Raw genomic sequence first — 25,032 nt, forward strand, 5'->3', positions numbered from 1 at the left:
GTGAGGGCCTCCTTACCTACCCTCAGGGTAGGTAAGGAGGCCTTCACGGACTTGCGCCGAGGGCGCGGAAGCACCGTTCAGCTTCTGAGGAACGCGAGCGACCGGTACTCGTCGACCACCGAGGCCAGTTCGGCGATGCGGGCCTGCCCGGCGTCGATGAGCCGCTGCCCCGCGCGCGACCACTGCTCGAGATCCGGGGACATCGGCGGGATCTCGGCCAGGATCTCCGCGCTTTCGGCGAGGCTCAGCCCGACCCGCTGGGCGGCGACCGCGAGCCGGATCCGGCAGATGGCGTCGACCGTGAAGCGGCGCGCGTTGCCCGCGGTGCGTTCGGCGGTGATGACGCGGTAGCGCTCGTAGTACCGGACGGCGTTGGCCGAGACCCCGGCCTTGCTCGCGACTTCGCTGATGGTCAGGTGGGCGTCGAGCGGGGATCGTGTCGTTGTCGTCATGCCGCGCTCCGTACCGTCGTGGGATGCACTGTCGGGATGGTGGGCCGGGTCCGCAGCCTGACCACCAGGGCGAGCACCATGACCGCGAGCACACCGACGAGAGTCAGACGATACGCGTCGACGATCTCCCCGGTGAGCGACGGCGAAAGGCGCGCCGCGGCGAGACCCTGTCCTCCGGTGGCGGCCGCGATCAGCCCGGTGAACACCGCGCTCACCACGGCGGTGCCGACCGCGCTCGCGATGGTGCTGGCCAGGGGGAGGATCGCGGAACCGGACGCGAGATCCGGCCCCCGCAGGTCGCGGCCCGCGCTGACGATGGTGGGCATCATGATCGCTCCGGTGCCCGCGCCTTGGAGCACTCCCAAGATCGCCAGCACCGGGTACGACGTGTCCGGTGCGAGGACGAGGACGGTCAACGCGGTCGACGCGACCGCGAGGGTCAGCCCGGTCCCGACGACGATCCGCGGGCCGAAGCGTTCCAGCAGGCGGGCGGCGAACTGGATGCTGATCCCCATCCCGATCGTGCCCGGCACCATCATCGCCGCGCTGATCAGGGCCGAGTCGCCGCGGATCACCTGGATGTAGGCGGGCATCAGCAGCATCGAGCCGAAGTACGGCCCGGCGTACAGGACGAGGACCGCGGTGTTGCGCCCGAACGTCCGGTCGCGCAGGAGCCGGACGTTCAGCAGCGGTGCGCGATGACGCCACGAGCGGCGCGTGAACACCGCCATGAGCGCCAGCCCGATGGCGACGATCGCCACCCGGATCCCGAGGCTCGCCGCCTCTTCGCTGAATCCGTACGCCACCGCGACGACACCGGGCACGAGCAGCAGGCCGCCGGCGACGTCGATCGGAGTGCGTTCGGCCGACGGGACATCGGCGGGTACCCACCGGAGCACACCCACGACGGCGAGCAAAGCGGGCGGGACGGTGATGAAGAACAGTGCCCGCCAAGACAATCCGTCCAGCAGGATCCCGCCGAGCAGCGGACCGAGGATCGGCCCGATCAGCAGGGGGAGGCCGGTGATCGCGGTCATCCGGCTCCGGCGTTCCGGGGCCACCGCGCCGAAGCCGATGGTCATCCCCAAGGGGTTGATCAGACCGCCGGCGAGGCCTTGAGCCACGCGTGCGGCGATCAGCCAGCCCAGATCGACGGCGGCTCCGGCGGCCACGGACGCCACCGCGAACACGAGCAGCGCGGCCAGGTACACCCGGCGCGCTCCCCATCGTTGGGCGAAGGTCGCCGCCAGCGGCATCGCCGCGACCATGCCGAGCGCGTAGCCGGTCGCGATCCACTGAATGGTGGTGAGGGACGCGGAGAAGGTGGTCATGAACCGCGGCAGCGCGACGGCGACGATCGTGGTGTCGAGAACGGCCATCAACCCGCCGAGCGCGATCACCGCCGCGATGCGCAGCTCTCGACCGGTCAGGCGGTTCATGCCGCACTCACCTGAGCCGCGACGCGTCCGGCGCGCAGGGTGCGGGCCCACCAGCCCAGTTCCGTCATCGTCGCGGCCAGCGCGCCGCGTTCGCCTTCGGTTCCTTCGTAGCCGTTCGGACCGAGGCGGGTCCAGGGAGCGTTCAGCAGTACCGCGTCTCGGATGGTGGTGGCCCTCAGCTCGGGGAAGATCAGCCGGAGTTGCTCGATCGCCCGGATGCCGCCCGATCCGGCGCCGTAGCCGACGAACGCGACGGGCTTGTACGCCCATTCGGTGAAGTGCCAGTCGATCGCGTTCTTCAGCGCCGCGGGGAAGCTGTGGTTGTACTCAGGGGTGACGACGAGAAAGGCGTCGGCGTCGCGCAGCCTGTCGCTGATCACCGTTTCGGTGCCACCGGGCCGCGTTCCCTGCAGCGGGAGATCGATGTCGGCGAGGTCGATCGGATCGACCTCCACACCGTCGATGGTGGCGAGTTCGGCCTGCAGCCATCCCGTGATGGCGTCGGCGAAGCGTTCGTGCCGGACACTGCCGATGATCACGGCGAGGCGGATGGGGGACTGCGCGGTGGTTTCTGTGCTCATGCCGACGACGCTAAAAGTTCGTCCATAGGCGAACTCAAGCCGTTGCGGCGCTGGTCACGAACCCTGGACCTCCATCAATGTCGAGGTTGTAGAGGTTGACATGTAGGAAATCTCCTACGTATTGTCGTGGCATGAACATCGACCGCATCCAGTTCCTCACCGTGCCGGTCTCCGACCTGACCGACGCACGGGACTTCTACGTCGGCAAGCTCGGCTTCGACCTGCTCGTCGACGTCAGCGGCCCGCACGGTCCGTTCGTCATGGTCGGCCCCAAGGGGGCGGACACCGGGATCGTCCTCGTCGATCGCGCCGTCGGCGGGTTGGATCACGACTCGCGTGTGCACTTCCAGCTGACCACCACGGACGTCGACGCCGACATCGCGGAGCTCCGCGCCCAGGGCGTCGAGGTCGACGACGCGGAGGAGATGCCCTGGGGCCGCGTGACGGCTCTGAAAGACCCGGACGGCAACGCCATCGGGCTCCTCGAAGCTTCGGGCTATGGAAACTGGCCGCGCTAGTGCCGGTCAACGACGACGTCTTCGCCGCGCTCGCCAACCCGGCGCGCCGTGAAGTGCTGGGCATCCTCCTCGACGGTCCGCGGGCAGCGGGGGAGATCGCCGAACGGTTCGACATGCGGCGGCCGAGCCTGTCGGAACACCTTCGTGTGCTCCGCGAGGCGGGGCTCGTCCGCGAAGAGAGGCAGGGCCGCAATCGCGTCTACTCTCTGGACGCCGCACCGCTGCGAGAGGTCTCGGACTGGCTTTCGCCGTACGAGCGGTACTGGCGCGGCAAACTGGGCAACCTGCGCGACCTGCTGGACGAGGAGGAGTTCTGAACGACGAGGATCCGACGGCCGTTCATGTCGACCAGTTCCTGGCGCATCCGCCGCGCAAGGTGTGGCGCGCGCTGACCGAACCGCACCTGCTGGAGCGCTGGCTCCGCATGCCGAACGACATCAAACCCGTTGTGGGACATAGGTTCGAGCTGCTCGCCGATCCTGTTCCCGCCGCCGGCTTCGCGGGCGGCCCGGTCGCCTGCGAGGTGCTGGCGGTCGAGCCGGAGCGGCTGCTCAGCATCAGCTGGGGTCCGGAGTGGACGGTCACCTGGCGGCTCGAGCCGGAGGGGCACGGGACACGGCTGTTCCTCAGTCACGAAGGCTTCGACCCGGACGACGAATTCCAACGTATGTCGCGCCGGATCATGGGCGGCGGCTGGCGCACCGGCGTCCCGAAGGCCTTGGCGCGCGTATTGGACGAGATGCCGGACTAGGCCGTGTCCTGCAAGTCTTGTTCGCGGTCTTCGCGCCCAGGTGGTCCCTGACGGCACGGGCGGATGCGGCCGAGTACGACCACCGGTACGAGGCCGACCCGCCCGCACCGCCAGGAACCACCTGGATCACGAAACCCATCGAACAGACTCACAGGACACGGCTTAGCCTCTCGACAACGGGTCTAGGATCCCCGCTGTGACGGACGAGAAACCGCTCCGAGCCGATGCCCGCCGTAACCGCACACGGGTGTTGGAGGCCGCGGAGCGCGTCTTCGCGGCCAAAGGCACCAGTGCGCCGACCGAGGAAGTCGCCCGCGAAGCAGGCGTCGGCGTCGGCACGGTGTTCCGGCACTTTCCGACGAAAGAAGCGTTGCTGGAAGCGGTGCTTTTCGCGCGCCTGCACCGCTTCGTCGACGAGGCGGAGGCCACGGTGGCCGCCGACGCACCCGACCCGGGCGCCGCGTTCTTCGGCTTCCTGACCGGCTGGATCGAGATGTCCGGCGCCAAGAACGCCTACTTCGAAGCCCTGTCGGCGGCCGGGGTCAGCGTGCCGTCGGCAGGGTCGGTCATCGGCGTCCGCCTGAAGGACGCGCTCGGCGTGCTGCTGCGCCGGGCGCAGGACACCGGCGACGTCCGCAAGGATCTCGTCGTCGACGAACTGATCGCGGTGATCATCGGAACCGCGAAAGCGGCGGAGCATGCCGGGCCCGAGTTCCGGGCCCGGACGATCTGCATCCTCTTCGACGGGCTTCGGCCGCGTCAGGTGTAAGGGTCCATCGTCGGGCGCTTCGGCAGGAGCGCGTCGCCCGAGGACTCGCCACGCAGCCTGCGTTTGATCCACGGGACGGCGTGCTCCTTGCCCCACTGGAGGTTTTCGGTGCGCCGCGCCCGCGGGCTCAGCGACGGCCGCGGCCCGAGCACGGCGGGCGTCAGCTTGTGCGGCTCACCGAGCGCGTCGAGGACGGCGATGGCGATCTCGTTGTGCCCCAACGAGTTCAGGTGCAGACGGTCCGGCGCCCACAGACGCCGGTCCCGCAACTGGCGCATCGCCCACATGTCCACCAGCAGCGTCCCATGGCGCGCGGCGATACCGCGGACGTGCTCGTTGTAGATCGCGACGCGGCCCCGGATCCTGCGGAACAACGCGTCTTCGACCCCGTCGACCCCGGTGAACAGGACGACCCGCGCCCCGGTGGCGACCACCTTGCCGACCGCGACGTCGTAATCCTCGAGGAGGGCGTCGATGTCGACCTTCGGCCGCATCAGGTCGTTGCCGCCGGCGTAGAACGTCACGAGATCCGGGTTCAGCGCGAGCGCCGGGTCGAGCTGCTCCGCGAGGACCTGTCCGAGGAGCTTGCCGCGGATCGCGAGGTTGGCGTAGCGGAAGTCCTGGTGGTTGGCCGCGAGGGTGCCCGCGACGCGATCGGCCCAGCCGCGGACGCCGTTGGGTGACGAGGGGTCCTCGTCACCGACACCCTCGGTGAAGGAGTCACCGAGACAAACTAAGCGGTTGCTGGTAGTGGAAAGCACAGGATGGATCCCCAAATCGGTGACGACATACCTGCCGAGTCTACTGACGCTGTGTGATGGTGGATGCGTCGGCACTGTCCGGCAGCGGTGGTGACGAGCCTGCCGTCCGATGTCGGCGAGGACCAGGCGCTTCACCGGCCCGGGCGAGATGCGGAAATCCGCGCGGGCGCTTCGGGGAGGGGCGGATTCGACCGATGCGCCCCTCTACCTCGACGCTCGTGACCGCTACGTCAGTGCGGCCGTCTCCGCGTAGGTCAGCTGCTCGGCCTCGATCACGTCGAGCTTCGCAGCCTGGCCCAGCACACCCGAATGACTGATTTTGTTTGGGGCTATCGCTATTCAGCTACTTGAAAATCAAAATAGGGGTTACGGGTTCCATAAGGCTCGAAACCGACCAAGTCATCCACCGGAAGGCCCGAAAGACGTGACCACCCTCCGCGTAATGGCCAACCTCTGCTCGGCGGCGCTGGTCGCCGCCCTGCTGACCGCCCAGCCGGCCTCGGCGGCGATCGAGTCGCCCATCGTCAGCGCGCTGACCGGCCAGTGCCTCGATGCACACGGCAACGGGTCCAAGGGCACTCCCAAAGGTGCGACAGCCATCCAGTGGCCCTGCCATGGGGACACCAACCAGCTCTGGCACTTCTCCCAGGACTTCAACCGGGAGAACACCTTCCGGCTGAAGGTCCTAAGCGGGAACTCCAAGTGCCTCGACGTACCCCACAAGAGCACCGCCGGCGGGGTCGAACTCCACCTCTGGGACTGCCAGTCCGACTCCGGCGGCAGCCAGTTGTGGCGGTTTCACCACATCCGTTCTGAGAACGGCTGGCACTACCACTACATCGAGAATGTACGGTCCGGGAAGTGCCTGGACATACCTGGCGGCTCAACCAGTAGCGGGGTCCAGCTCATCCAGTGGCCGTGCAGTCTCGCGGCGCGCAACCAGGTCTGGCGCAACCGGGCCTGATGACGCCATCGTGAGAGAACCAAGATCGACGGTCACGAGCCGCGACAACCCAGAATACCGGATTGTCGTGTCTCAAAATCGACGACAGTTTCCCAAAGGCCTTGGCACTGAAGTGGCGCTAGTGCCATAAAGCCGGAATCGACCATTCTTTCACGCCCGGTGGGCGGATGCGCCGCGTCGGCGTCAACGATTCACTGCTCCAGAAGGTTCCGGGGGCACGCGGCGATCAACGACTCCATCACTTCGATGGGTAGCGCCGGGTTGGCGGCCGCGTGCCGGGCCAACTCCGGATCGTCCACTAGCTCGATCAGAATGTCGGTCGGCAGGTTCGGGTGTTCCGCGGCCCACCGCCGCGCGGTGTCGTCGCCGAGGCACAGCAGGAGGGTCTCAGCGCGAGTGTTGGGGTGTTCGGCGACCGCGCGGTACACCCGCCGTGCGGTGGCGTGGCACGCCATGTGGTGCAGCAGCTCAGGGTCGCAGTTGGGGTTCGTCGCCAACCTCCGGAACAGGCTCGGGCCGTGCCGCGCGGCGAGTGCCCGTAGCCGGTTCGCGGATAGTGCGGGATGCGGGGCGATCCCTTTGACAACCTGGATGTTGTCGTCTGCCACGAGCAGTTCGAAGACGTCTGAGGGCAGCGCGGTTCGCTGAGCGACCAGCATCCGGACCCGTGGAGACGGTGACGCCGCGAGAAGACGCAGCTCCTCGTCGGTCGCCGCAGTGACGCGGGGCAACCCGACCGGTCCGATTTTGGTCGATTCGACCACGAGCACGAGCACGTCCAGCGGAACCGCGGGGTTGTGCGCCACGCCGCGCCGTACGTCCGCAGACGCGTCATTCGCCAGCTCGCGCAGGATCGGCTCCACCACCACGGGGTTGGCGGCCAGGCCCGCACGGACACCGGGGATGGGATCGGCCGCCAGCCGTTGCCGGGCCTCAAGGGACAGATCCGAACGGGCAGCGAGTGTCCATCGAATCGCCATGTTGTCGTTGCCCAGCAGGGCGGTAACGTCGTCCGGCGAGGTGGTCGGATCAGCTGCTCGCTCGAGGTCATTGTCGACGTGCCAGGTGGTGTCGCGCGGTGGCACCGCAGGGCGGCCTGGCAAACGGGCACGCAGATGATCGGGTAATGCCGGGTTCGCCGTCAGGCCGAGCACGATGTCTCGTATTCGTTCGTCCACTCCACACTCCGGTCCGGTCGCAGCGGTCAGACTACGACTGTTGCCGTGTGGGGCACACGGGTTTTGGGCACACGTGGACCGCACGTGCCGGTGGCCCGAAGCAACGTGGCCAGGCGGCGGTCATGCCTATGGCGCTTCTTGGCGGACTACGCGGTATCGCAGATGTGTGACGTCGCGGCCTTCGAGCCGCCGGACGAGCTCCAGTTCGATGTGGCCGAGTCCGGTCGGCTCGAACAACCGCCGTCCGTCGCCGAGCAGCACGGGGACGAGGTGCAGTTCGAGTTCGTCGAGCTGGCCTGCTGCCAGCAGAGCCCGTGCCGCGCCGGCGCCGTGAACCAGCACGGCGCGATCTCCCGCCGCTTCCCGGGCCTCGTCGGCACACGCGTTGACGTCGGTGTAGAACTTCGCGCTACCCGGTGGCTCGTCGGCCGGGTCGACGGTGTGGGTGAGCACATGGATCGGCACGCCGTCATGGTGGTCGCCGTTCCAGCGGCCGGCCAGCTCGAACGTGCGGCGTCCGGATATCACGGCGCCGGTCGAGCAGGCCTCGGCGTACACCTGCCCGTTGATCCCTTCGGACATCCGGTCGTCGAGCCAGTTGAACAGACGGCCTCCGCCGCGCCCGAGTTCCTGGCCCGGCCGGTCGTCGGGCCCGGTGATATATCCGTCGAGCGACATGGACATGTACAGCCGCAGTGGTGTCCTGGACATCCTCATTCCCCTTCGTTTCGATCCGTCGGCCGGTCTCCTACCCGTACGTCGATCGCGCGGCACGGGATTCGACAAGAGATCCGAGATTCCCTCCCCACGGCGGCCCAGAGCTACGACTCGATCGTTCGGGTGGGATGGTCGTGGAACCCGACTGGCCGAGCAGGATCCCTATGACCAGCGCCCGCCGGATGATCGCGAAATCAGGTCGCCCGCGGCACGTCGGGCGACCGTCCACAGTGGCTGCTCGATCGAAGAGCGCCGTCGCTCACTGGCCTCTGATCGCCGACTCGACCGTGTCACCGATGAGGTAGTCCGTGAGCATGTACGCGCCCACGCCGACCAGGAACCCCACGGCGGAACCGAGCGGAGTGGCGGGTGCGCCGATGATGGCGCCCGTGATTCCGGCGGCCAGCAGACCGGACGCGGCGGCCCGGCCACCACGCGCCGCGTAATCGGTCGCGTTGTAGTCGGCGGTGCCGCGCAGCTCCTCGATGGCCATGTGTCCCGTCTCGATCAACGGGGCCGCGACCACGGCACCGGCCGCGCTCGTCCCGGCACGGCCCAGCACGACGTACACCCGGCCGGCGCCGCCGGTCATCAACGCGTTGCCGACCGCCGCGCCGACCCTGGTCTCGACCGCGCCACCGACGCCGGCACCGACACCCGTGGAGGCCGCGGTCGTGCCCAGATCCGCGGCGGACGGCAGCCTGCCCTCGGTGGCGAGGGAACCACCTGCCTGGAACAACACGGCGGCGCCCGCGCCCATGGTGCCCGATCGCACGCCGGCGCGGCCCATCGCGCCGGAGGCGCCGCGTTCGGCCACCGACAGCGCCTCGGGGAACGTCCGCATCGCGATATCCGGCCGGGCACCACGGCCGGAGCCGCCCAGACCTGCCGCCAGGCGCACGTTCTGGACGGACTGCAGGCCCGCGGTGTCCATGCCGTGGCTGACCACCTGCTCGGACAGAGCCCGCGCCAGCCGGGTGAGGATCGGGGTGCGTTGGGCGGGCGGCAGGGCGTTGAGCTGGGCCAGTGTGCGGATCTGGGTGCCGCCGACGCGTTCGTTCGCGACGGCGAGGTGGGCGTCGATCGCGGCCTGGTGGTTCGCCGGGTTGGTCATGACGCCGCTGGAGATCGTGGCACGGAACGAGGTCACGTCGTCGGCGTTGACCGCGAGCCTGCCTCGGCGGATCACGTCCTGCCGTGCCGCCTGCCACGCGGGGGTGGTGGCCGGTGGCCACGGCAGCGTCGGGTGCTGGTTCCACACGGCCCGGTCGAACGCCGTGCCGCCGCCCGCGCCGGTGAGTGTCCGGAACGAGTCGCGGTAGTAGCCGCCGCGTCCGGCGGGGGCCTGGGTGGACGCCTTGACGCTGACCAGCCGTCCGCCGGTGTCGGTGAAATCCCAGACCGGGTAGTTCCCCGACCGGGGCGTCGAGCCGGGTCCCGCCGGCCGCCACGGCACCGCGTTCAAGTCGCCCGCCAGCGGAGAAGCCTGACGCGTGGCGAACGACAGTTCGCTCACATCGCCGGTGAATCCCCTGCTCAGCACGCGGGGCCCGCTGACGTCGGTGCCGACCACGCCGGGCAGCTGCCGTTCGAACGCGCCGCTCTGCAGCCGCGGCCCGAGCACGCCGGCCGCCGCGGCCTCGTCCAGGCTGGTGATCGGGATGCCCAGGCCGGTGAGGGCCCGCTGGAACTGCCGCTGCGTCACGACGACGGCCGGAGCCGACCTGCCCCAGCCCAGCGGCGCGGTGCCCACGTCGACGACCTGCGAGCCATCGGTGATGGCGAGGAGCTGGCCGCGGCCACCGGCGTTGCTCTGCTCCGCGAGGAAGACCTGTCCGGCGTCGACACGGGCCTGACGTTCCTGCTCCAGCGCGGTCTGCCGGGTGGTGGCGGTCTGCCGTTCCGCCGCGGCGAGCTCGGGCCGCGCGAGCTGCTGGCGAACTGTCTCGAGCTCATCCAGCAGGCCCGTGTTGGTCAGGTCGCCGACCGGGGCCGGACGCGTCGGCGGTGCGGACGGCCGTTGCTGCCGCTGCACCCAGGCGGTGACGGCGGCGTTGCCCGCGGCGCGGGGTATCGCCGTCAACGGCACATGTGTTCCGCCGCGGTGGTGAGAACGTCGCTCGGCCTCGCCGGAACTGGGCTCGGGCGAGCGGTGCGCGTGGGTTGGCACCCGCTCAGCCTTCCCGGGAAGCGGCGGTGACGTCGATGTCCTGCGGGGCAGACTCAGGGGCGACGTTCCAGGGTCCTGTCGAAGGTGCCGCGGAACAGCCCTTGACAGCCTCCGGCACCGTTCATACATTCATACAGCCAATGTCAATCTGTATGAATGACGCTGGGAGTTGGTCCGCATGCGACTCGGCAAGACCGCCGTCGTCCTCGGTGGCAGCGCCGCCGGACTCTGCACCGCGGGAGCGCTCGCCCCGTACTTCGACGAAGTGGTGGTGCTCGAACGCGACGAACTGCCTGCCGAGGCCGAACATCGGCGCGGGGTACCGCAGAGCAAGCATCCGCATTTCCTGCTGAACTCGGGCCGCCGGGCGATCGGTGCGCTGTTCCCCGGCTTCGAGGACGACCTCATCGCCGCCGGAGGGCTGCATCTGATGCCGTCCATGGACGCGGCGTACCTCGACGGAAAGGGCTGGTCGGCGCGGAAACGCAGTGCGATGACGATGATCTACGGCTCCCGGATCCTCATCGAACGCGTGCTGCGCGACAAGGTCCGACGTCTGCCGAACGTCATGATCCGCGAGGGCGTGGCGGTGACCGGACTGACGACACGGGCGGGCGCCGTGACAGGCGTCGGCTTCTCCGCTGACGACGGCGACGAACACCTCGACGCCGACTTCGTGGTGGACGCGATGGGCCGCGGTTCCTCCGTCGCCGCCTGGCTGGTGGCCGCGGGATGGCCCGAACCGGAAGTGCGGACCCTCGACGCCAAGGTCACCTACACCTCGCGCTGGTACGACCTGCCCTCACCCGAGGAACGGCCACCGTCCTGGTGGTGGCGGCATCTGGTGATCATGCCGACCCCCGACAAGGGCGCCCATCCGGACGAGCACGAGTTCCTGGTGAACTTCTTCCCGATCGAGGACAACCGTGTCATCGCCTGCATGGGCTCGTGGGGCCTCGAAATGCCGCGCACCACCGAGGCGTTCGTCGAGTCGGCCCGCCGGGTGCGGGCGCCGTTGTTCGCGGCCGCGATGGACCGGTCCACTCCGACCTCCGAGGTGCATCTGACCCGCTCGACCGGGAACAAGTGGCGCCGCTACGACCGGCTCCGCACCCCGCCGGAACGCCTGGCGTTCGTCGGAGACTCGATCTGCGCGTTCAACCCGTTCTACGCGCAGGGCATCAGTTCCGCCGCGGGTTCGGCACTGCTGTTGCGCGAGCACCTTTCCCGCGCCGAACGGCTCGGCCCGGAGTTCGCCGCACGATTCCTCGCGGCGCAACGAAAGCTGCTCAACGTGCCGTGGAGCCTGGCTATGGCGAGGGATCAGGGTTACGCCTGCGCGGTGGGCACCGAGAAGGCGCCCGAGTGGCGGCGACGGCTGCTCGAAGCCCTGTCCGGCCCGGCGTTCAGGCTCATCGTCGGCGCCGCCCGCGAAGACGACGTCGTCGACGAGCACTTCGCGAAGGTGTTCAACCTCGACGAATCGCTCCGCGACATGATGGCGAACCCGCGGGTGATCGCCGGCCTCGTGCGCTACCGGATCCGGGCCGCGCTGGGACGGCACCGGGTCCCCTTCGACTTCGACGCCCAGGCCGAACCACCGGTCACGGACTACTCGCCGAAAAACGCCGCCGCCGAAGCGGCGGTCTCCCGGTGAGCGCCGTATGCGGATCGGACGCGGAAGCCGTCACGCGAGGACTCGGCTTCGACTGCCACGACGTCTCCCCATGGTTCTCGATCCGCCCACCGTGGGCCGAGGCTCACTGGACGATGCCACTGCTGGAACTGCTCGTCGTCGGCGGAGCCGTGTTCGCGCTGGTGCACGCACTCCGGCGGCACCGCCAGGGCGACTCGGCGAATCTGGCGTTGTGGTGCGCCTCGCTGGTCTACCTCTTCGTCATCGAACCGCCGCTGTACTTCCCGGAGTGGTTCGGCCTGGAGCGCCAGTACGGTTTCATCTTCGCGCACAACCGGTTCACCGTGCAGTTCATGTGGGATCGGCTGCCGCTCTACATCGTGGCGTTCTACCCGGTGATCAGCCAGCTCGCCTACGAACTCGTCCGGTCGCTCGGGATCTTCCGTGCCCGCGGCGCCTTGATCGGGTCGGTGGCCGTCGCCTTCGCGTGCCAGGCCTTCTACGAGGTCTTCGATCAGCTCGGCCCGCAAGTGAACTGGTGGGCCTGGAACGGGAACAACCGGATCGTCAATCACCCGGCGCTGGATTCGGTGCCCATGACCAGCATGCTGCTCTTCGCGTCCGTGTCGATGGGCGCCATGACCTACCTGGTGGTGCGGCTGGCGGGCGGAGCGCGACGGGGCTGGTCACTGGCGGCTCGCATCGTGGCGGCCGGGGTCCTCACCCCGCTGAGCATGGCGATCGCCGGGCTCCCGTCGAGTCTCTTCGCCGGGAACGTGACCGCGCAGGCCTGGATCCTCGGCACCGAGCTGGCCCTGCTGTGGCTGGCCGGTATCTGGATCTTCGTCCGGCACGGACGTCCCGAAGAGCCGTTGGCGCCCTTCGCCCGGTTCTATCCCGCCGTCTACCTGGGCGGGATGGCCGTGTTCTGGGTGGGCGTCGTCGTCGAGAACGGCACCTCGACCGGCAGCGGCCTGTACGCGCTCGCCTGTTTCGTGGCCGCCGGGCTGATGCTGACCGCGTTGTACCGTGTGCGCCGCCCGGCACCTGCCACCGGCTGAGATTCTCCGTTCGGGGAAGATGAGACGCATGGGGCACCACGGATGGCGGGGGAACCCGCCCGGAACCGAGCGCGAGGCGCGCCGCCGGATCGTCGAGGCGGCGACCGCGTGCATCGACCGGGTCGGTCTCGCCAAGACCAGCCTCTCCGACGTCGCCGCGGAAGCCGGCGTGACCCGGCAGACCGTCTATCGCTACTTCCCGAGCCTCGCGGACATCCTCAGCGCGGTCGCGCTGGACCGGGTCGAGGAGTTCGCCCGGCGGATGGAACGGCATCTGGCCACGTTCGCCGACCCCGCCGAGGTCGCCGTGGAATCGGTGGTGTTCGGCGTCCGCGCGGTCCCCGACGAGCCGTATCTGGGACTGCTCCTGAAAGCGGGCGAGGCCGACGTCTTCACCGTCGCGGTCACCTCGGCGCAGTCGTTCGCGCTCGGCGCCCGGATCCTCCGGAACGTGCCGGTCGACTGGGCCGCGGTGGGTGTCACGACCGACGAGGACTTCGAGGGGCTCGCCGAAATGCTGATGCGGCTGTTCCTGTCGTTCCTGCAGTACCCGTCGACGCCGGCACACACCGACGAGCGGTTGCGCTCCATGGTCCGCCGCTGGATCGGTCCCGCGCTGACCGCACGGCCGTGACAATCGAAGTCCGTGAAGTATCAACGCGTATGGTAGTAATTCACCGACAATAGCCGTGGTTCTTGTCTGACCTTCACGATGCTGCCACCCTCGCCGAAGACGATCATCGGCGAAAGGGGCGTGCATGGGATGGTGGTGGCAGGCGTTCTTCGACGCCGCACCGTGGTCGCTGCTCGTCGCCGCGACCGGTGCGGGCGTCGCCGAATTCATCGCGCGGCTGAGCGGAAAACGGCGCGGCCTGTTCGTGGTCGCCCTGGATTTCGCTTTGCTGGCAGCGCTTCTCGCGGTACTTCTGGTCGTTTTCGTACCTTCGCCCACGGCGGCAGGCGGTTCGTCGGTGAATCTTCACCTGCTGGCGGACATCCAGCCCGTCTTCAGCGACCGCCCGGAATTCGCCGTGTTCCAGTTGGCCGGCAACGTCTTCCTGCTGACACCGCTCGCGATCCTGCTGCCGGTGCGCTTCGGCTGGGCGAAACCCGTGTCACGGATCGTCCTGTGGGCGTTCCTGGTGTCCGTGTCGATCGAATGCCTTCAGGTCTGGCAGGACGCCGGCCGCGTGGGTTCGCTGGACGACGTCCTGTGCAACACGGCGGGAGCCGCGCTCGCGGCCTGGTGCGGAAGCCGGTGGCGTGCCCGGACGGCGACCGCGGCCAGTGTCCGCGTGTGGCACCGATCGGGGATCGAGGTCCGGCGTTCCGGAGTGGTGCACGCCCGTCGCGGCCAACGGCTGATCGGCCGCGTGACCTTGAGCGACCTGCCACCGTTGGCCGAAGGCGCGACCCTCGAGATCACCCTGTCCGAATCGGACGGTGGCGCCCTCCTCGTTTCCGCGCAGGCGTCGGTGGCGGCGTGACCCGCGAGCGCTACCTCGGCCGGACGGCGGCGAGCACCGCGTCCAGGCTGGGAAGCCAGCGCTGCCGGGGATCCGGCGCCGAGAGCCATTCCGCGTGGGCCTCGGCGCGCCCGGAGTCGGCGGGCAAGGGGAGCAGTGTGCCCCAAGCGAGTACTTCGACGTGCTGCGGCAGGGAGATCCGAGGAGGGATCAGGCCGTCGGTCTCCGCGAGGATGGCCACGCGCGGACCCTGCTGGGTCAGCACCGCCATGGCGGGACCTCCGCAACCGGTGTCGGCGAGCCGGGCGAGGACCTGGGCGCCGTTGATCTTCGGCAGGGTCACCGCGCAGATCCCGCCTTCCAGCACCAGGAACGGCTGCGGGCCCCGCCATTTCAGCGACCAGCCGAAGAGACGGCCGTAGAAGGCGTCGCCGCGGGGGCGGATCGAGCGTGACTCGACCGGAAGCACTTGGTGGTCCAGCGACATCGTCGGCGCCTTCCGAACGGGGAGTGGGGGACTCGGCACAGCCTAACGGCACTCAGTGCCACTAGCAAGTGGCTGCTACCGTCCCGCTATGACCGATTCGCCGCGCCGAGCGCCGGTGACCCGAGCCGGCGCCACCCCCGCGGGGAGGCGCAAACTGCGCCGTGCGCTCGCCGCGGCGGCCGTGGACCTGTTCGTGGCCAAGGGGTACGAGGCCACCACGGTGGACGAGATCGCGGCGGCCGCGGGGGTGGGCCGCCGGACCTTCTTCCGGTACTTCGACGCCAAGGACGACGTGCTCTTCGCCAACCACGACGAGATCGTGGCCGAGATGGAGGAGACCTTCGCCGCCGCGGACCCGGATCGCGACCCGGTGGAGGTGGCTTGTGCCGCCGTCGGCCTGGTCCTCGACTCCTACGCCGCGGAACTCGACGTGTCGCTCAAGCGGTTCACCCTGACACGAACGGTTCCTTCCTTGCGGGACAAGGAAGTCGCCACCGTCGACCGCTATCAGCGCGTGCTCGCCCGTTACCTGCGGGCGCGGTTCACCGAGCAGGGTGACGAGACGGCGAGCCTGAGGGCGGCGGTGGCCGCCGCGGCGATCGCGGCCGCCAACAACCATGTGCTGCGGCGCTGGCTGCGCAGTGGCGGCCAGGACGACATCGCCGCCAGCGCGGCGGAGGCCTTCGCGCTGGTGATCGACGCGTTCAGGGTCGAAGAGCCCGCGGACGAAACGACGGTGGTGGCCGTGATGACCACCGCGACGCCCTTGCACGCCGTCATCGCCAAGGTCAACGCCGCCTTGACCGAGTCGTAGGTCGTATCTGGCACTCAGTGCCATCGGTAAGGTCGGACCTGATGATCGACCGACAGCGCCTGCGGCTGTGGGTGGCCGCCCTGCGGTACACGGCCTACGCCGGAACGGATACCCCGCCAAAGCGTTCGGCGGGGTTGCGCTGGCTGCGCGCCCTCTCGATCGTCGGTTGTGCGCTGTGGGCGGGTTTCGTCACGTTCTCGACGGTTTCGGTACCGGCGCCCGTGAAGACGTTCAACGTCCTCATCTCCGTGCTGCCGTGCCTGCTGGCGGTGCGCTCGCCGCTGTGGGGATGGCGCCTCCTGATCGTCGGCATCGTCAGCACTCCGCCGACCCTGCCCGGTATCGCCGGATCGTGGGGCTGGCCATGGGCGCCGGGCTTCGCGCTCACCGCGGCACTCGTCTTCTACCTGGTGGGAGAGAGCAACGATCAGCCGCAACTCGCCTGGGCGGGGCTGATCTCGTTCGGCGCCGCCGCCCCGTTCCTCGATGACTGGCGTGACGCGGCGTTGCTCGTGCTGCTGGGCGGGATCCTCTACTTCCTCGGCAACACGGTGCGCCAGCGCAAGCTCGCCGAAGAAGAACGTGCGGCGCAACAGGAACGCAGGCTCGCCGAGGAGACCCGCGCGGCTCTGCTGGAGGAACGCGCGGGAATCGCGCGGGAGCTGCACGACGTGGTCGCGCACCACATGTCCGTACTCGCCCTGCGTGCCGACTCGGCGCGGTTCCGGTTCGCGGATCACGGCAAGGCCGATCGGGAAGCCGAAATCTGGCGGGAGTTCGCCGACCTCGCCGGGACCGCCCGCGAGGGCCTCACCGAGCTGCGCAGGCTGCTCGGGGTGCTCCGGTCCGAGGAACACGCGCCGTCGGTCGCTCCGCAGCCGGGATTGGGCAAGGTGGTCGAACTCGTCGAAGGGGTCAAGGCCGCAGGCACCGCTTGTGAGCTCGATCTGCGCGGCGACCTCGACACCGTTCCGGTCGGGGTCGCGTTGTCGGTGTTCCGGATCGTGCAGGAGGCCCTCAGCAACGCGATCCAGCACGCGCCCGGAGCGGCGATCTCCGTCGAGCTGACGGCCGGCCCGGGGGCGGTGCGGCTGCGCATCGACAACGGCCCCGGCGACGGTCCGAAGAGGACGGAGCGGCCGCGAAGCGGGCACGGTCTGGTGGGGATGCGGGAGCGGGCCGCTATGCTCGCGGCCGATCTTGAAACAGGGGAGCGCGCGGACGGCGGTTTCCGCGTCGCCTTGACCGTTCCACTCGATCGTGAGGGGCGCCTGGAACCGTGATCTCGGTGGTCATCGCCGACGACCAGACCATGGTCCGGCAGAGTTTCCGCGCGGTGCTCGACGCGCAGCACGACATCCGGGTGGTCGGGGAGGCCGCGGACGGGAACGCCGCCGTCGCGCTGTGCACCGAACTCGAACCGGATGTCGTGCTGATGGACGTCCGCATGCCGGATCTCGACGGCCTCGAGGCGACCCGGCGGATCGTGGCGGGCCTGCCGGAGGTCCGCGTGCTGATCCTCACCACCTTCGACATCGACGAGTACGTGTTCGGCGGGCTGCGGGCGGGCGCCAGCGGTTTCCTCCTGAAGGACTCGCCGCTGGACGACCTGGTCACCGCCGTCCGGGTGGTGTCCGCGGGCAACGCGCTCTTCGCGCCGACGATCACCAGGCGGCTGATCGGCGAGTTCACCCGCACCCACGCCCCGGCGCATGCGGGCCGCTCCCTCGTGGCCGACCTGACCGCGCGGGAGACCGAAGTGCTCAGGCTGGTCGCGCGCGGCCTTTCCAACGCGGAGATCGCCGAAGCGCTGGTGATCGCGGAGCAGACGGCGAAATCCCATGTCAGCAGGGTTTTCGCCAAACTCGGCGTCCGTGACCGCGCGCAAGCGGTCATGGTCGCCTACGAGGCGGGGCTCGTGGTGCCGGGGAACACGCCCTGATATCGGGGGCTCCAGCGCCAGGGCGACGATCGTGCGGCAGGCTGCTCGCTGCTGCTCAGCGGATGGATGGTCGCCGTGGTGCCGAGCGGAGGAGGCGCCGAACGTGACTGGAACATCGTGGAGGCCGTCGGACTCGCCCTCCTGGACAGAGGGCAGAAGCGTGAAGGCTCCTTCACTGCGCTAGACGCCAGGGTCTCGGCGAAGTCGAGATAGCGCAGGCCTGGTTCCGAGCGTCGACAGGGCGGACATGGGTATCGAGTGTCCACAAGGGACAGCTCCGGGCGACCGAATGTCCTATGTGTGCATGTACGATTCTCTGCGGGGGGTCGTGAGTGACAATGAGGGTTAGAACGACCAAAAACACTCACGACCCCCTAGTCAAGACGCGCAAAACGCCTGAATCGGGCACTTGGGCCCCGACTCGTGTCCCTTATGGGCAGTCACGAGTCCGCTCCTGAGAACGCTTCTGTGCCTCATGACGGTGACGCACAGGCCGGCGGCAATACGCCTTTGCCGGGACCCTTGCGCTAGATGCCGTGAAGGGGGCCTTCAAGGACCGCCAGGGGCAAAGGCGGCGGTGGCCTGGTGGGCCACTCACGACCCCGGCGACTACCCGGCGAGGCCGAGGAAGAAGTCCCGGACGTCCGCGGCGAGCAAGTCCGGAACCTCCATGGCGGCGAAGTGGCCGCCACGATCGAACTCCGACCAGTGCCTGACGTCGAACAACCGCTCGGCGAGTGGACGCACCGACCGCGTGATGTCATACGGCAGCACGGCCACGCCGACCGGCACGCGGCAGGGGGCGTTCACCTTGCCGGCGTCGTGGTGCAGCCGCGCGGACGAAGCCGCGGTGGCGGTCAGCCAGTACAGCGAGATGTCGGTGAGCATGCGGTCGTCGCCGACCCGCGTGCGCGGGTCCGTCCACTGCGCGAAACGCTCGGCGATCCACGCCAGCTGGCCGACCGGCGAGTCGGTCAACGCGTAGCCGATGGTCTGCGGGGTGGCTGCCTGCAAGGCCTGATACGGCGGACGATTCGCCATGAGCTGCTTCACCTTCTCAAGGCGCGCTTCGTCCTCTTCGGACAGTTCGAGGCCGGCGTCGGGGTCCGGCCTGGTCGGCAGGTAATTCACGTGCACGCCGACGACGTGTTCCGGCGCCACCGCGCCGAGTGCCGTCGAGATGCCTGAGCCGAAGTCGCCGCCTTGGGCGCCGTAGCGCTCGTAGCCGAGGCGGCGCATCAGCTCGGCCCAGGCCCGTGCGATCCGTTCGACGCTCCAGCCGCGTTCACGGGTCGGCCCCGAGAAGCCGTAGCCCGGGATCGAGGGGATCACGAGGTGGAAGTCGCGTGACAGCGGCTCGATCACGTCCAGGAACTCCAAGAACGAGCCGGGCCATCCGTGGGTGAGCACCAGGGCGAGTGCGTCCGGGTTCGCCGAGCGGACGTGCACGAAGTGGATGTTCTGGCCGTCGATCTCGGTGGTGAAATGCGGCAGCTTGTTGAGTTCGGCTTCGTGGGCACGCCAGTCGTAGCCGGTTCGCCAGTATTCGGCGAGCTCTCTGAGCCTCGCGAGCGGGAATCCGTAGTCCGAGCCCGCGTCGGCGACCTCGTTGGGCCAGCGGGTGCGGGCCAGCCGGTCGGCGAGGTCGTCGAGGTCGGCCTGGGGGATGTCGATGCGGAAGGGCTTGATCACGGCGCGATCTCCTCGAATCATTGGGTCTCTAAACGTTTGGTGGCCCAACGATACCGCAATCGTTCGGGCGCCCAACGATTCGTTAGACTCATCACATGGACGACCCCGCACAGGAGCCGCGTGGCGGCTGGCGAAAGCTGCCGAGCTGGTTGCTCACGCAGACCGCGAACCACGCGCATCGCCTGGTCACCGACGGTTTCTCCGCGGTCGACGCCCGCGGCTACCACTACCGCGTGCTGGCGACGCTGGACGAGTTCGGGCCCGCCAGCCAGGCGACGCTGGGCCGCTTGAGCGGTATCCACGTGAGCGAGATGGTCGCGACGATCAACGAGCTCGCCGAGCGTGAACTGGTCGAGCGTGCCCCCGATCCGGCCGATCGGCGGCGCAACGTCGTCTCGCTGACCACGGCGGGCAAGCGCCAGCTGCGGCGGCTGGAGAAGCAGCTGGCCGAACGCCAGGACGAACTACTGGCACCGCTGTCTTCCGACGAGCGGAAGCGGTTCACCGCTCTGCTTTCGAAGCTGCTGGAGCACCACGACCGGCGAAGCGGCGAGGCTTAGAACCCCTGGGCGGAAGCCAAGAACGCCTGACGGGCGTCGGAAGTGCTGTGCTGTGGCCAAAGGGCCTGCAGGGGTACGTGCACGGCCGGGTGCAGTTCCCGGACGACGACGGCCCCGCCCGCGGCCGGTCCGGGTGGCGCGGTCACGAAGGCGACCCCTTCGGTGTCGAGGACTGCGGTGACCGGCGGCGTTCCCTGGATGGGGTTGCGGCGGACGCGCGGTTCGAATCCCGCGTCGCGGCAGAGGTTGACGAGCAGATCGGTGTACCCGGACCGGCCGGGATGTCCCCAGACGGTGATCTCCTCGCCGTCGAGGTCGCTCAACCCGAGGTCCTCGCGGCCGGCGAGCCGGTGACCGGCGGCGACGGCGACGTTGAGCCGCTGCCGGATCAGCGTGGTCCCGACCAGGCCGTGCGCGAGGGTCAGCGCACGGCCGAGGCCGAGATCCAGCTGCCCGCCGAGCAGTTGCGCGACGAGTTCGTCGGGGTAGCGCTGGTTGACGTCGATGACGAGGTCGGGGTCGGTCTGGTGTTTGCGCAGCAGGGCGGTGACCTCGTCGCCGGTGACGGCGGGGGTGTGGCCGACGCGGAGCCGTTCCGGTTCGCTCCGGCCGATGCGGCGGGCGCGCTGGACGGCGGAGTCGGCGATACCGTGCAGGAGGCGGGCGTCGGCGATCAGCGCCTGCCCCGCGGGGAGCACGGTGACCCCGGTGGCGCTTCGCTCGAGCAGGGGGACGCCGACCTCCCGCTCGAGCGTGCGCACCGAGGTCGAGAGTGCCTGCTGGCTCAGGTGCAGCCGGGCCGCCGCGCGGGTGAAGCTGCCTTCTTCGGCGACGGCGATGAGGTGGTTCAGCTTGTACAGGTCCAGACCCACCCGGGGCTCCCCTTCGTGTCCGGTCTACGGCGTCTTGGCCAGGGTAAGGGTCAGCGCGTGGTGTAGCCGCCGTTCGGGAACATCGTCTGGCCGGTGAACCAGCCGCCGTCGGTGACCAGGAAGCGGAGGATCGGCACGATGTCCTCGATCTTCGTCAGCCGTCCGCCCTTGGCTTGTGACTTGTGGAATTCGACCCGCTCGGGGGTTTCCTGCGGGTAGAAGAACGGGGTGTCCATCGGGCCGGGTGCGACGACGTTGACCGAGATGCCGCGGTCGGCGAACTCCTTGGCCGCCGCCCTCGTGAAGTGCTCCAGCGGGGCTTTGCCGCCGGCGTAGGTGGAGTAGCCGTCGGTGAAGGCCGCCAGCAGTGAGGTGCCGAGGCTGATGATCTTGCCGTTGTCGGAGAGGCGCCGTCCGGCTTCCTGGATGAAGAAGTAGGCGGCCTTCGCGTTGACCGCGAACATGCGGTCGTAGTCCTCTTCGGTGGTTTCGAGGATCGGCTTGCGCAGGACCGTGCCGGTGGTGTTGACCGCGATGTCGGCGCCGCCGAAGGTGTCGACTGCCGTGTCGAAGAGGCGGCGGACGTCGGCGACCTTCGTCAGGTCGCCTTGGACGGCGACGGCTTCGGAGCCGGCGCCGCGGACGGCCTCGACGGTCTTCTCGGCGTCGGCCGCGGAGGCATCGCCGTGGTAGTGGACGACGACCTTGGCACCGGCTTCGCCGAGGGTGGTCGACAGGAGCCCGCCGAGGTTCTTCGCGCCGCCGGCGATGACCGCCACTGTTCCGTTCAGGTTCTGTTCGCTCATGACTTCGAACGTAGGAGCCCGGGGCGGGGCATGGGAAACACAAGATCGAGGTGCGGTCACAAGCCCGGCTTGTGGGCTTCCCCACCTGCGCGGAGCTGGGAATCTTCGGGATCGAACGGCGAGATGACCTCGTATTGTGGACACTCTGATCGTGCTCCGAGAAGTCGACGACCTTGATCAGCCCGCGGCCCCAGAGGAGGCGCCCCGTCACGGGCGTCCGGCGCGTGTGTTCGAGAGAGTCCTCGACAGACTGGCTCGGTCGGCTTATCCCAGGGCGATCCTGTTGTATCTCGTGATCCGCACGGCGAGCGTCCAGTTGCTCGATCTGCTGGCCGCCCGGCGCGGTGCGACGCTGACCGACCGGCTGACCGCGTGGGACGGGCAGTGGTATCTGCGGCTGGCTGTGCACGGGTACGCGGATCTGCCGGGGACGCTGGACGCGGCGCGGCAGCCGTATTCGGACGCGCCGATGGCGTTCTTCCCGTTGTATCCGAAGCTCGTCGGCGCGGTGATGTGGCTCGGGCCCGATGTCGTGACGGCGGCGCTGACGGTGTCGGTGCTGGCCGGTCTGGTGCTGGCGTGCGGGCTGGTCCGGATCGGGCGGGCGGTGTCACCGGATCGGGGCGACCGGACCGGGTTGCTGCTGGTGGCGTTGTGGGCCGGGGCGCCGATGGCGATCGTCTTCTCGATGGCTTACACCGAGGCGGTGTTCTGCGCGTTCGCCGTGTGGGCGCTGGTGGGTGTGCTGGAACGGCGCTGGATGCTGGCCGGCTTGTGCGCCTTCGCGGCCGGCTTGTCGAGGTCGACGGCCGTGGTGCTGGTCGCGGTGGTCGTCGTGGCGGCGTTGATCGAGGTCTTCCGTCGTGGCGAGAAACGCTGGTGGGCGCTCGCGGGGGCGGCGATCGCACCGTTGGGAGTGGCCGGGTACCTGGGGTTCGTCGCCTACCGGACAGGGAGTTTGACGGGCTGGCAGGACATCGAGTTGCGGGGCTGGAACACCGAGTTCGACTTCGGTGCGGAAACCGCGGATTCGGTGCTGGCGCGGTTGACCGGGGACGAGTCGGTGTTCAGCACGCTGACGGTGTTGCTGCTGCTGGGTGCGGTGGCGCTGGCGCTGGTGGCGGCGTTCATCCGGGTGCCGTGGCCGTTGACGCTCTACGGAGCCGGGGTGCTCTTGCTGGCCATCGGCACGCGGGGGCTGCCGGACGCGAAGATCCGGTTCATCCTGCCCGCCTTCCCGGTACTGGTGCCGATCGCGATCGGGTTGTCGAAGCGGCGGACGGTGACCGCGGTGGCGGCCGCGGTGGCGTGGGTGGTGCTGGGCGCGTGGTTCTCGGCGCATGCCCTGACGGCGTGGCGGTACGCGATCTAGCTCGCTTGCCGGTTCCGGTGGTCGGCGACGTGGACCCTGGTCGCGCAGCGGGTCGAGCAGAACCGGCGACGACCGTTGCGAGAGACGTCGACGTAGACCGTTTCGCAGCCCTCGCGTGAGCAGACGCCGAAGCGGTCCGGGGCGTCGCAGACGAGGTGCGCGAGCCCGCCCGCGGTGTAGGCCCGGACCCGCGGCACAGTGCCCGCCTGCGCGTCGACGTAATGCAAATGGGGTGCCTTGCCGTCGTGGGTGGAGATGTAGGGCTTGGACGCGGAGTCGTGGAGAAGCCCGTTGACCAGGTCGACGCGGGCGGCCGGGTCGGCTTCGAAGACGCGCCGGAGCCGCTTGGTCCAGGCGATGATCTCGGTCGATTCGTGGTCCTTCACGGCTTCGACGGTCATGCGGTCGCGGAAGATCGCGGTCAGCGTGGCCGGGTCGGCGGCGTCGCCGAGGTTGACCAGTTCGGCGGCGATCTGCGCCGCGGCCCCGCCGTAAGGGTTGAAGTGCATTGACTCATTACAGCACGATCGGGGCATGGAAGCGAACGAGTGCCCGCGGTGCGGCTGGCCGCTGGCCGAACTGCCTGGAAGCGCGACGAAGTCCCAGCGGGTGTCCCAGGGGAGGCTGGAGTACGTCCGGTGTCTGTGCGGGAGCTGGCTCGCGCGGGTGGACGGCGTGGTGATCGGGGCGACGAAGTCCCAGCTGGGGTCCGTGACGCTCTGAAGGCTCAGGTGTAGTAGCCCTCGACGGGGACGCGGGCCTCGTCGTACAACGCCGGACCCTGCAGGCGAACCGGCGGTGCGGTGGCCGGCGGCTTGAGCGCGGTGACCTGTTCGCCGGAAAGGGCGAACACGACCCGTCCCAAGCCGGAGCGTTCGATCGCGCCCTGGCACATCCCGCACGGCTGGCAGCTGGTGTACATCGTGGTCGCCGCGGCGACGGCGGGTTCGAGTTCGCGTGCGGCCCAAACGGCGAGCTTCAGCTCCGGGTGCAGGCTGATGTCCGATTGCGACACCGTGGTGTTGTGGTCCTCGGCCAGCACTGTCCCGTCGGGGCCGACGAGCAGTGAGCCGAAGGGCGGATCACCGTCCTCGCGGGACTTCGCGGCCAGCTCGATGGCGCGGCGGAGGAACTTCTCGTCTTCGTCGGTCATGGTCGGTCCTGTTCGGTTCGGTAGCGGCCCAGTTCCCAGTGCGCCGCCACGGTCGCCAGTGCCTGCCAGGCGGCTTCCGGGCGGAGTGTCTCGTCGGGATCGCCGGAGAACGGGTCGAGTACGACCGTCTCGGCGCCGAGGTGGCGAAGCCGGTCGAGGTCGTCGACGATCTGCTCGATCGTGCCTTCCCCGGCGGCGCGGCCGGATGCGGTGACCGGGCGTTCGGTGACGTTCAGCAGGATCCGCGGCGCGAACGCGGGAGCCGGCCGGTCGTGCGCGTCGGCGATGGTCTTGACCCTGGTGAGCGCTTCGGTGAGCCAGGGGAGGGTGGCCCGGAGCGGATGCCAGGCGTCCCCGACCCGGACGGCGCGGCGGATCCCGGCGTCACTGTTGCCGCCGACCCAGATCGGGATGTCACCGGCGCGGTAGTCGGCGTCGTCGGCCCAGGCCTTCCGGACGGCGTCGAGGTGGTCGTCGGTCAGGCGTCCCCGTTTCTCGAACGGGACGTCGAGCGCTTCGAACTCCTGCCGGGCCCAGCCGGACGCGACGCCGAGCACGAGCCGTCCGCCGCTGAGCTGGTTCAGATTCGCGGCCATGCGGGCGATCAGCAGTGGATGCCGGTACGGGACGATGAGCACGGTGGTGCCCAGCCGGATCCGGTCCGTCACGCCGGCGAGCCACGACAGCGTCGTGAACGGTTCGTAGAACGGCGCCGGGTACTGCTCGGCGACGTCGGGGGTGATGGCGACGTGGTCGGACACCATGAGCAGGTCGTAGCCGAGACCTTCGACCGTGGTGGCCCAGCCGCGGAGGATCCCGGGGTCGGTCCCCGGTCCGAAGTTCGGGACGTTGACACCTATTCGCACAGGTC

Annotated in this window: 29 protein-coding genes; 15 read left to right on the forward strand and 14 right to left on the reverse strand. The window is 69.2% G+C overall.

The genetic code is table 11. From position 1 onward, the window contains the following. Positions 1-77: 77 nt before the first annotated feature. Genes ACFWIW_RS26070 through ACFWIW_RS26080 form a run of 3 tightly spaced genes read right to left on the reverse strand, consistent with a single transcriptional unit; the run spans position 78 to position 2,472 of the window. Positions 78-452 carry a MerR family transcriptional regulator gene (locus tag ACFWIW_RS26070; RefSeq protein ID WP_378370854.1) on the reverse strand — a complete coding sequence of 125 codons (375 nt, stop codon included), beginning with the start codon at positions 450-452 and terminating at the stop codon, positions 78-80. Continuing rightward, the gene (locus ACFWIW_RS26075; protein WP_378370855.1) at positions 449-1,891 is read right to left on the reverse strand and encodes a DHA2 family efflux MFS transporter permease subunit; all 1,443 of its coding nucleotides are present in this window, start codon (positions 1,889-1,891) and stop codon (positions 449-451) included. The genes ACFWIW_RS26070 and ACFWIW_RS26075 overlap by 4 nt, the downstream gene beginning before the upstream one ends. After that, on the reverse strand, positions 1,888-2,472 hold the full coding sequence (locus tag ACFWIW_RS26080) for an NADPH-dependent FMN reductase (protein WP_378370856.1): 585 nt from the start codon (positions 2,470-2,472) through the stop codon (positions 1,888-1,890). Before ACFWIW_RS26080 ends, ACFWIW_RS26075 begins: the two co-directional genes overlap by 4 nt. A 131-nt stretch (positions 2,473-2,603) precedes the next feature. Here ACFWIW_RS26080 and ACFWIW_RS26085 point away from each other — a divergent pair, with 131 nt between their 5' ends. From ACFWIW_RS26085 to ACFWIW_RS26100, 4 genes are all read left to right on the forward strand, one after another. Beyond that, complete coding sequence (locus ACFWIW_RS26085; protein WP_378370857.1) at positions 2,604-2,990, forward strand: VOC family protein; 387 nt, start codon at positions 2,604-2,606, stop codon at positions 2,988-2,990. After that, on the forward strand, positions 2,990-3,307 hold the full coding sequence (locus ACFWIW_RS26090) for a metalloregulator ArsR/SmtB family transcription factor (RefSeq protein WP_378370858.1): 318 nt from the start codon (positions 2,990-2,992) through the stop codon (positions 3,305-3,307). Before ACFWIW_RS26085 ends, ACFWIW_RS26090 begins: the two co-directional genes overlap by 1 nt. Beyond that, positions 3,304-3,741 (forward strand): SRPBCC domain-containing protein, encoded by a 438-nt coding sequence (locus tag ACFWIW_RS26095; protein WP_378370952.1) that lies wholly within the window; start codon positions 3,304-3,306, stop codon positions 3,739-3,741. Before ACFWIW_RS26090 ends, ACFWIW_RS26095 begins: the two co-directional genes overlap by 4 nt. A gap of 196 nt (positions 3,742-3,937) precedes the next feature. Continuing rightward, entirely contained in the window at positions 3,938-4,510 is a 573-nt protein-coding gene (locus ACFWIW_RS26100; RefSeq protein WP_378370859.1) for a TetR/AcrR family transcriptional regulator, read from the forward strand. On the opposite strand, the gene ACFWIW_RS26105 is transcribed toward ACFWIW_RS26100, so the two are convergent. Then, positions 4,501-5,271 (reverse strand): SGNH/GDSL hydrolase family protein, encoded by a 771-nt coding sequence (locus tag ACFWIW_RS26105; protein WP_378370860.1) that lies wholly within the window; start codon positions 5,269-5,271, stop codon positions 4,501-4,503. The two genes, ACFWIW_RS26100 and ACFWIW_RS26105, sit on opposite strands and share 10 nt — an antisense overlap. A 442-nt stretch (positions 5,272-5,713) precedes the next feature. Here ACFWIW_RS26105 and ACFWIW_RS26110 point away from each other — a divergent pair, with 442 nt between their 5' ends. Continuing rightward, positions 5,714-6,235, forward strand: coding sequence for an RICIN domain-containing protein (locus tag ACFWIW_RS26110; RefSeq protein WP_378370861.1), 522 nt, complete (start codon positions 5,714-5,716; stop codon positions 6,233-6,235). Between the two features lie 191 nt (positions 6,236-6,426). Here ACFWIW_RS26110 and ACFWIW_RS26115 read toward each other — a convergent pair whose 3' ends face one another. From ACFWIW_RS26115 to ACFWIW_RS26125, 3 genes are all read right to left on the reverse strand, one after another. Beyond that, on the reverse strand, positions 6,427-7,413 hold the full coding sequence (locus tag ACFWIW_RS26115) for a hypothetical protein (RefSeq protein ID WP_378370862.1): 987 nt from the start codon (positions 7,411-7,413) through the stop codon (positions 6,427-6,429). 126 nt (positions 7,414-7,539) lie between these two features. Beyond that, positions 7,540-8,124 carry a dihydrofolate reductase family protein gene (locus tag ACFWIW_RS26120; protein WP_378370863.1) on the reverse strand — a complete coding sequence of 195 codons (585 nt, stop codon included), beginning with the start codon at positions 8,122-8,124 and terminating at the stop codon, positions 7,540-7,542. A 265-nt stretch (positions 8,125-8,389) separates the two neighbouring features. Further along, positions 8,390-10,213: a hypothetical protein gene (locus ACFWIW_RS26125; protein ID WP_378370864.1), complete on the reverse strand. Its 1,824-nt coding sequence runs from the start codon at positions 10,211-10,213 to the stop codon at positions 8,390-8,392. 265 nt (positions 10,214-10,478) lie between these two features. Here ACFWIW_RS26125 and ACFWIW_RS26130 point away from each other — a divergent pair, with 265 nt between their 5' ends. From ACFWIW_RS26130 to ACFWIW_RS26145, 4 genes are all read left to right on the forward strand, one after another. After that, complete coding sequence (locus tag ACFWIW_RS26130) at positions 10,479-11,957, forward strand: FAD-dependent oxidoreductase (RefSeq protein ID WP_378370865.1); 1,479 nt, start codon at positions 10,479-10,481, stop codon at positions 11,955-11,957. After that, positions 11,954-12,997 carry a hypothetical protein gene (locus tag ACFWIW_RS26135; RefSeq protein WP_378370866.1) on the forward strand — a complete coding sequence of 348 codons (1,044 nt, stop codon included), beginning with the start codon at positions 11,954-11,956 and terminating at the stop codon, positions 12,995-12,997. Before ACFWIW_RS26130 ends, ACFWIW_RS26135 begins: the two co-directional genes overlap by 4 nt. Positions 12,998-13,025: 28 nt before the next feature. Next, positions 13,026-13,631: a TetR/AcrR family transcriptional regulator gene (locus tag ACFWIW_RS26140; RefSeq protein WP_378370867.1), complete on the forward strand. Its 606-nt coding sequence runs from the start codon at positions 13,026-13,028 to the stop codon at positions 13,629-13,631. A 124-nt stretch (positions 13,632-13,755) separates the two neighbouring features. After that, positions 13,756-14,484, forward strand: a complete 729-nt coding sequence (locus tag ACFWIW_RS26145) for a VanZ family protein (protein ID WP_378370868.1) — start codon at positions 13,756-13,758, stop codon at positions 14,482-14,484. A 10-nt stretch (positions 14,485-14,494) separates the two neighbouring features. Here ACFWIW_RS26145 and ACFWIW_RS26150 read toward each other — a convergent pair whose 3' ends face one another. Next, a complete protein-coding gene (locus ACFWIW_RS26150) occupies positions 14,495-14,950 on the reverse strand; it encodes a glycogen operon protein GlgX (protein WP_378370869.1) in 456 nt (151 codons plus the stop codon). Positions 14,951-15,038: 88 nt separating this feature from the next. On the opposite strand from ACFWIW_RS26150, the gene ACFWIW_RS26155 reads away from it, so the two are divergent. Genes ACFWIW_RS26155 through ACFWIW_RS26165 form a run of 3 tightly spaced genes read left to right on the forward strand, consistent with a single transcriptional unit; the run spans position 15,039 to position 17,706 of the window. After that, positions 15,039-15,764: a TetR family transcriptional regulator gene (locus ACFWIW_RS26155; protein ID WP_378370870.1), complete on the forward strand. Its 726-nt coding sequence runs from the start codon at positions 15,039-15,041 to the stop codon at positions 15,762-15,764. A gap of 41 nt (positions 15,765-15,805) precedes the next feature. Next, positions 15,806-17,047 (forward strand): histidine kinase, encoded by a 1,242-nt coding sequence (locus ACFWIW_RS26160; RefSeq protein ID WP_378370871.1) that lies wholly within the window; start codon positions 15,806-15,808, stop codon positions 17,045-17,047. Continuing rightward, positions 17,044-17,706, forward strand: a complete 663-nt coding sequence (locus ACFWIW_RS26165; protein WP_378370872.1) for a response regulator — start codon at positions 17,044-17,046, stop codon at positions 17,704-17,706. Before ACFWIW_RS26160 ends, ACFWIW_RS26165 begins: the two co-directional genes overlap by 4 nt. A 609-nt stretch (positions 17,707-18,315) precedes the next feature. Here ACFWIW_RS26165 and ACFWIW_RS26170 read toward each other — a convergent pair. After that, a complete protein-coding gene (locus ACFWIW_RS26170) occupies positions 18,316-19,398 on the reverse strand; it encodes an epoxide hydrolase family protein (RefSeq protein ID WP_378370873.1) in 1,083 nt (360 codons plus the stop codon). 95 nt (positions 19,399-19,493) lie between these two features. Between ACFWIW_RS26170 and ACFWIW_RS26175 the strand changes: the two genes are divergently transcribed. Then, positions 19,494-19,958, forward strand: coding sequence for a MarR family winged helix-turn-helix transcriptional regulator (locus tag ACFWIW_RS26175; protein WP_378370874.1), 465 nt, complete (start codon positions 19,494-19,496; stop codon positions 19,956-19,958). Here the strand turns inward: ACFWIW_RS26175 and ACFWIW_RS26180 are convergent. Both ACFWIW_RS26180 and ACFWIW_RS26185 read right to left on the reverse strand, forming a co-directional pair. Next, positions 19,955-20,830: a LysR family transcriptional regulator gene (locus ACFWIW_RS26180; protein ID WP_378370875.1), complete on the reverse strand. Its 876-nt coding sequence runs from the start codon at positions 20,828-20,830 to the stop codon at positions 19,955-19,957. The two genes, ACFWIW_RS26175 and ACFWIW_RS26180, sit on opposite strands and share 4 nt — an antisense overlap. 50 nt (positions 20,831-20,880) lie before the next feature. Further along, positions 20,881-21,636, reverse strand: a complete 756-nt coding sequence (locus tag ACFWIW_RS26185) for an SDR family oxidoreductase (protein ID WP_378370876.1) — start codon at positions 21,634-21,636, stop codon at positions 20,881-20,883. A 292-nt stretch (positions 21,637-21,928) separates the two neighbouring features. Here ACFWIW_RS26185 and ACFWIW_RS26190 point away from each other — a divergent pair, with 292 nt between their 5' ends. Then, positions 21,929-23,008 carry a hypothetical protein gene (locus tag ACFWIW_RS26190; protein ID WP_378370953.1) on the forward strand — a complete coding sequence of 360 codons (1,080 nt, stop codon included), beginning with the start codon at positions 21,929-21,931 and terminating at the stop codon, positions 23,006-23,008. On the opposite strand, the gene ACFWIW_RS26195 is transcribed toward ACFWIW_RS26190, so the two are convergent. Continuing rightward, complete coding sequence (locus tag ACFWIW_RS26195; RefSeq protein WP_378370877.1) at positions 23,005-23,517, reverse strand: CGNR zinc finger domain-containing protein; 513 nt, start codon at positions 23,515-23,517, stop codon at positions 23,005-23,007. The two genes, ACFWIW_RS26190 and ACFWIW_RS26195, sit on opposite strands and share 4 nt — an antisense overlap. A 25-nt stretch (positions 23,518-23,542) precedes the next feature. Between ACFWIW_RS26195 and ACFWIW_RS26200 the strand changes: the two genes are divergently transcribed. Beyond that, positions 23,543-23,731 carry a hypothetical protein gene (locus ACFWIW_RS26200; RefSeq protein ID WP_378370878.1) on the forward strand — a complete coding sequence of 63 codons (189 nt, stop codon included), beginning with the start codon at positions 23,543-23,545 and terminating at the stop codon, positions 23,729-23,731. A 4-nt stretch (positions 23,732-23,735) separates the two neighbouring features. On the opposite strand, the gene ACFWIW_RS26205 is transcribed toward ACFWIW_RS26200, so the two are convergent. Further along, a complete protein-coding gene (locus tag ACFWIW_RS26205) occupies positions 23,736-24,161 on the reverse strand; it encodes a nucleoside deaminase (protein WP_378370879.1) in 426 nt (141 codons plus the stop codon). Then, positions 24,158-25,027, reverse strand: a complete 870-nt coding sequence (locus tag ACFWIW_RS26210; protein WP_378370880.1) for an LLM class flavin-dependent oxidoreductase — start codon at positions 25,025-25,027, stop codon at positions 24,158-24,160. Before ACFWIW_RS26210 ends, ACFWIW_RS26205 begins: the two co-directional genes overlap by 4 nt. Between the last annotated feature and the right edge of the window lie 5 nt (positions 25,028-25,032).

Source organism: Amycolatopsis sp. NPDC058340 (assembly GCF_042723975.1).
In the GTDB taxonomy this organism is placed as follows: domain Bacteria; phylum Actinomycetota; class Actinomycetes; order Mycobacteriales; family Pseudonocardiaceae; genus Amycolatopsis.

Excerpts from the sequence above, each read along its gene's own strand:
- ACFWIW_RS26155 (WP_378370870.1), top strand. The coding sequence starts at position 15,039 with ATGACCGATTCGCCGCGCCGAGCGCCGGTGACCCGAGCCGGCGCCACC.
- ACFWIW_RS26075 (WP_378370855.1), bottom strand. The coding sequence starts at position 1,891 with ATGAACCGCCTGACCGGTCGAGAGCTGCGCATCGCGGCGGTGATCGCG.
- ACFWIW_RS26200 (WP_378370878.1), top strand. The coding sequence starts at position 23,543 with ATGGAAGCGAACGAGTGCCCGCGGTGCGGCTGGCCGCTGGCCGAACTG.
- ACFWIW_RS26185 (WP_378370876.1), bottom strand. The coding sequence starts at position 21,636 with ATGAGCGAACAGAACCTGAACGGAACAGTGGCGGTCATCGCCGGCGGC.
- ACFWIW_RS26085 (WP_378370857.1), top strand. The coding sequence starts at position 2,604 with ATGAACATCGACCGCATCCAGTTCCTCACCGTGCCGGTCTCCGACCTG.
- ACFWIW_RS26140 (WP_378370867.1), top strand. The coding sequence starts at position 13,026 with ATGGGGCACCACGGATGGCGGGGGAACCCGCCCGGAACCGAGCGCGAG.
- ACFWIW_RS26130 (WP_378370865.1), top strand. The coding sequence starts at position 10,479 with ATGCGACTCGGCAAGACCGCCGTCGTCCTCGGTGGCAGCGCCGCCGGA.
- ACFWIW_RS26195 (WP_378370877.1), bottom strand. The coding sequence starts at position 23,517 with ATGCACTTCAACCCTTACGGCGGGGCCGCGGCGCAGATCGCCGCCGAA.
- ACFWIW_RS26120 (WP_378370863.1), bottom strand. The coding sequence starts at position 8,124 with ATGTCCAGGACACCACTGCGGCTGTACATGTCCATGTCGCTCGACGGA.
- ACFWIW_RS26110 (WP_378370861.1), top strand. The coding sequence starts at position 5,714 with ATGGCCAACCTCTGCTCGGCGGCGCTGGTCGCCGCCCTGCTGACCGCC.
- ACFWIW_RS26175 (WP_378370874.1), top strand. The coding sequence starts at position 19,494 with ATGGACGACCCCGCACAGGAGCCGCGTGGCGGCTGGCGAAAGCTGCCG.
- ACFWIW_RS26160 (WP_378370871.1), top strand. The coding sequence starts at position 15,806 with ATGATCGACCGACAGCGCCTGCGGCTGTGGGTGGCCGCCCTGCGGTAC.
- ACFWIW_RS26145 (WP_378370868.1), top strand. The coding sequence starts at position 13,756 with ATGGGATGGTGGTGGCAGGCGTTCTTCGACGCCGCACCGTGGTCGCTG.
- ACFWIW_RS26150 (WP_378370869.1), bottom strand. The coding sequence starts at position 14,950 with ATGTCGCTGGACCACCAAGTGCTTCCGGTCGAGTCACGCTCGATCCGC.
- ACFWIW_RS26070 (WP_378370854.1), bottom strand. The coding sequence starts at position 452 with ATGACGACAACGACACGATCCCCGCTCGACGCCCACCTGACCATCAGC.
- ACFWIW_RS26080 (WP_378370856.1), bottom strand. The coding sequence starts at position 2,472 with ATGAGCACAGAAACCACCGCGCAGTCCCCCATCCGCCTCGCCGTGATC.
- ACFWIW_RS26205 (WP_378370879.1), bottom strand. The coding sequence starts at position 24,161 with ATGACCGACGAAGACGAGAAGTTCCTCCGCCGCGCCATCGAGCTGGCC.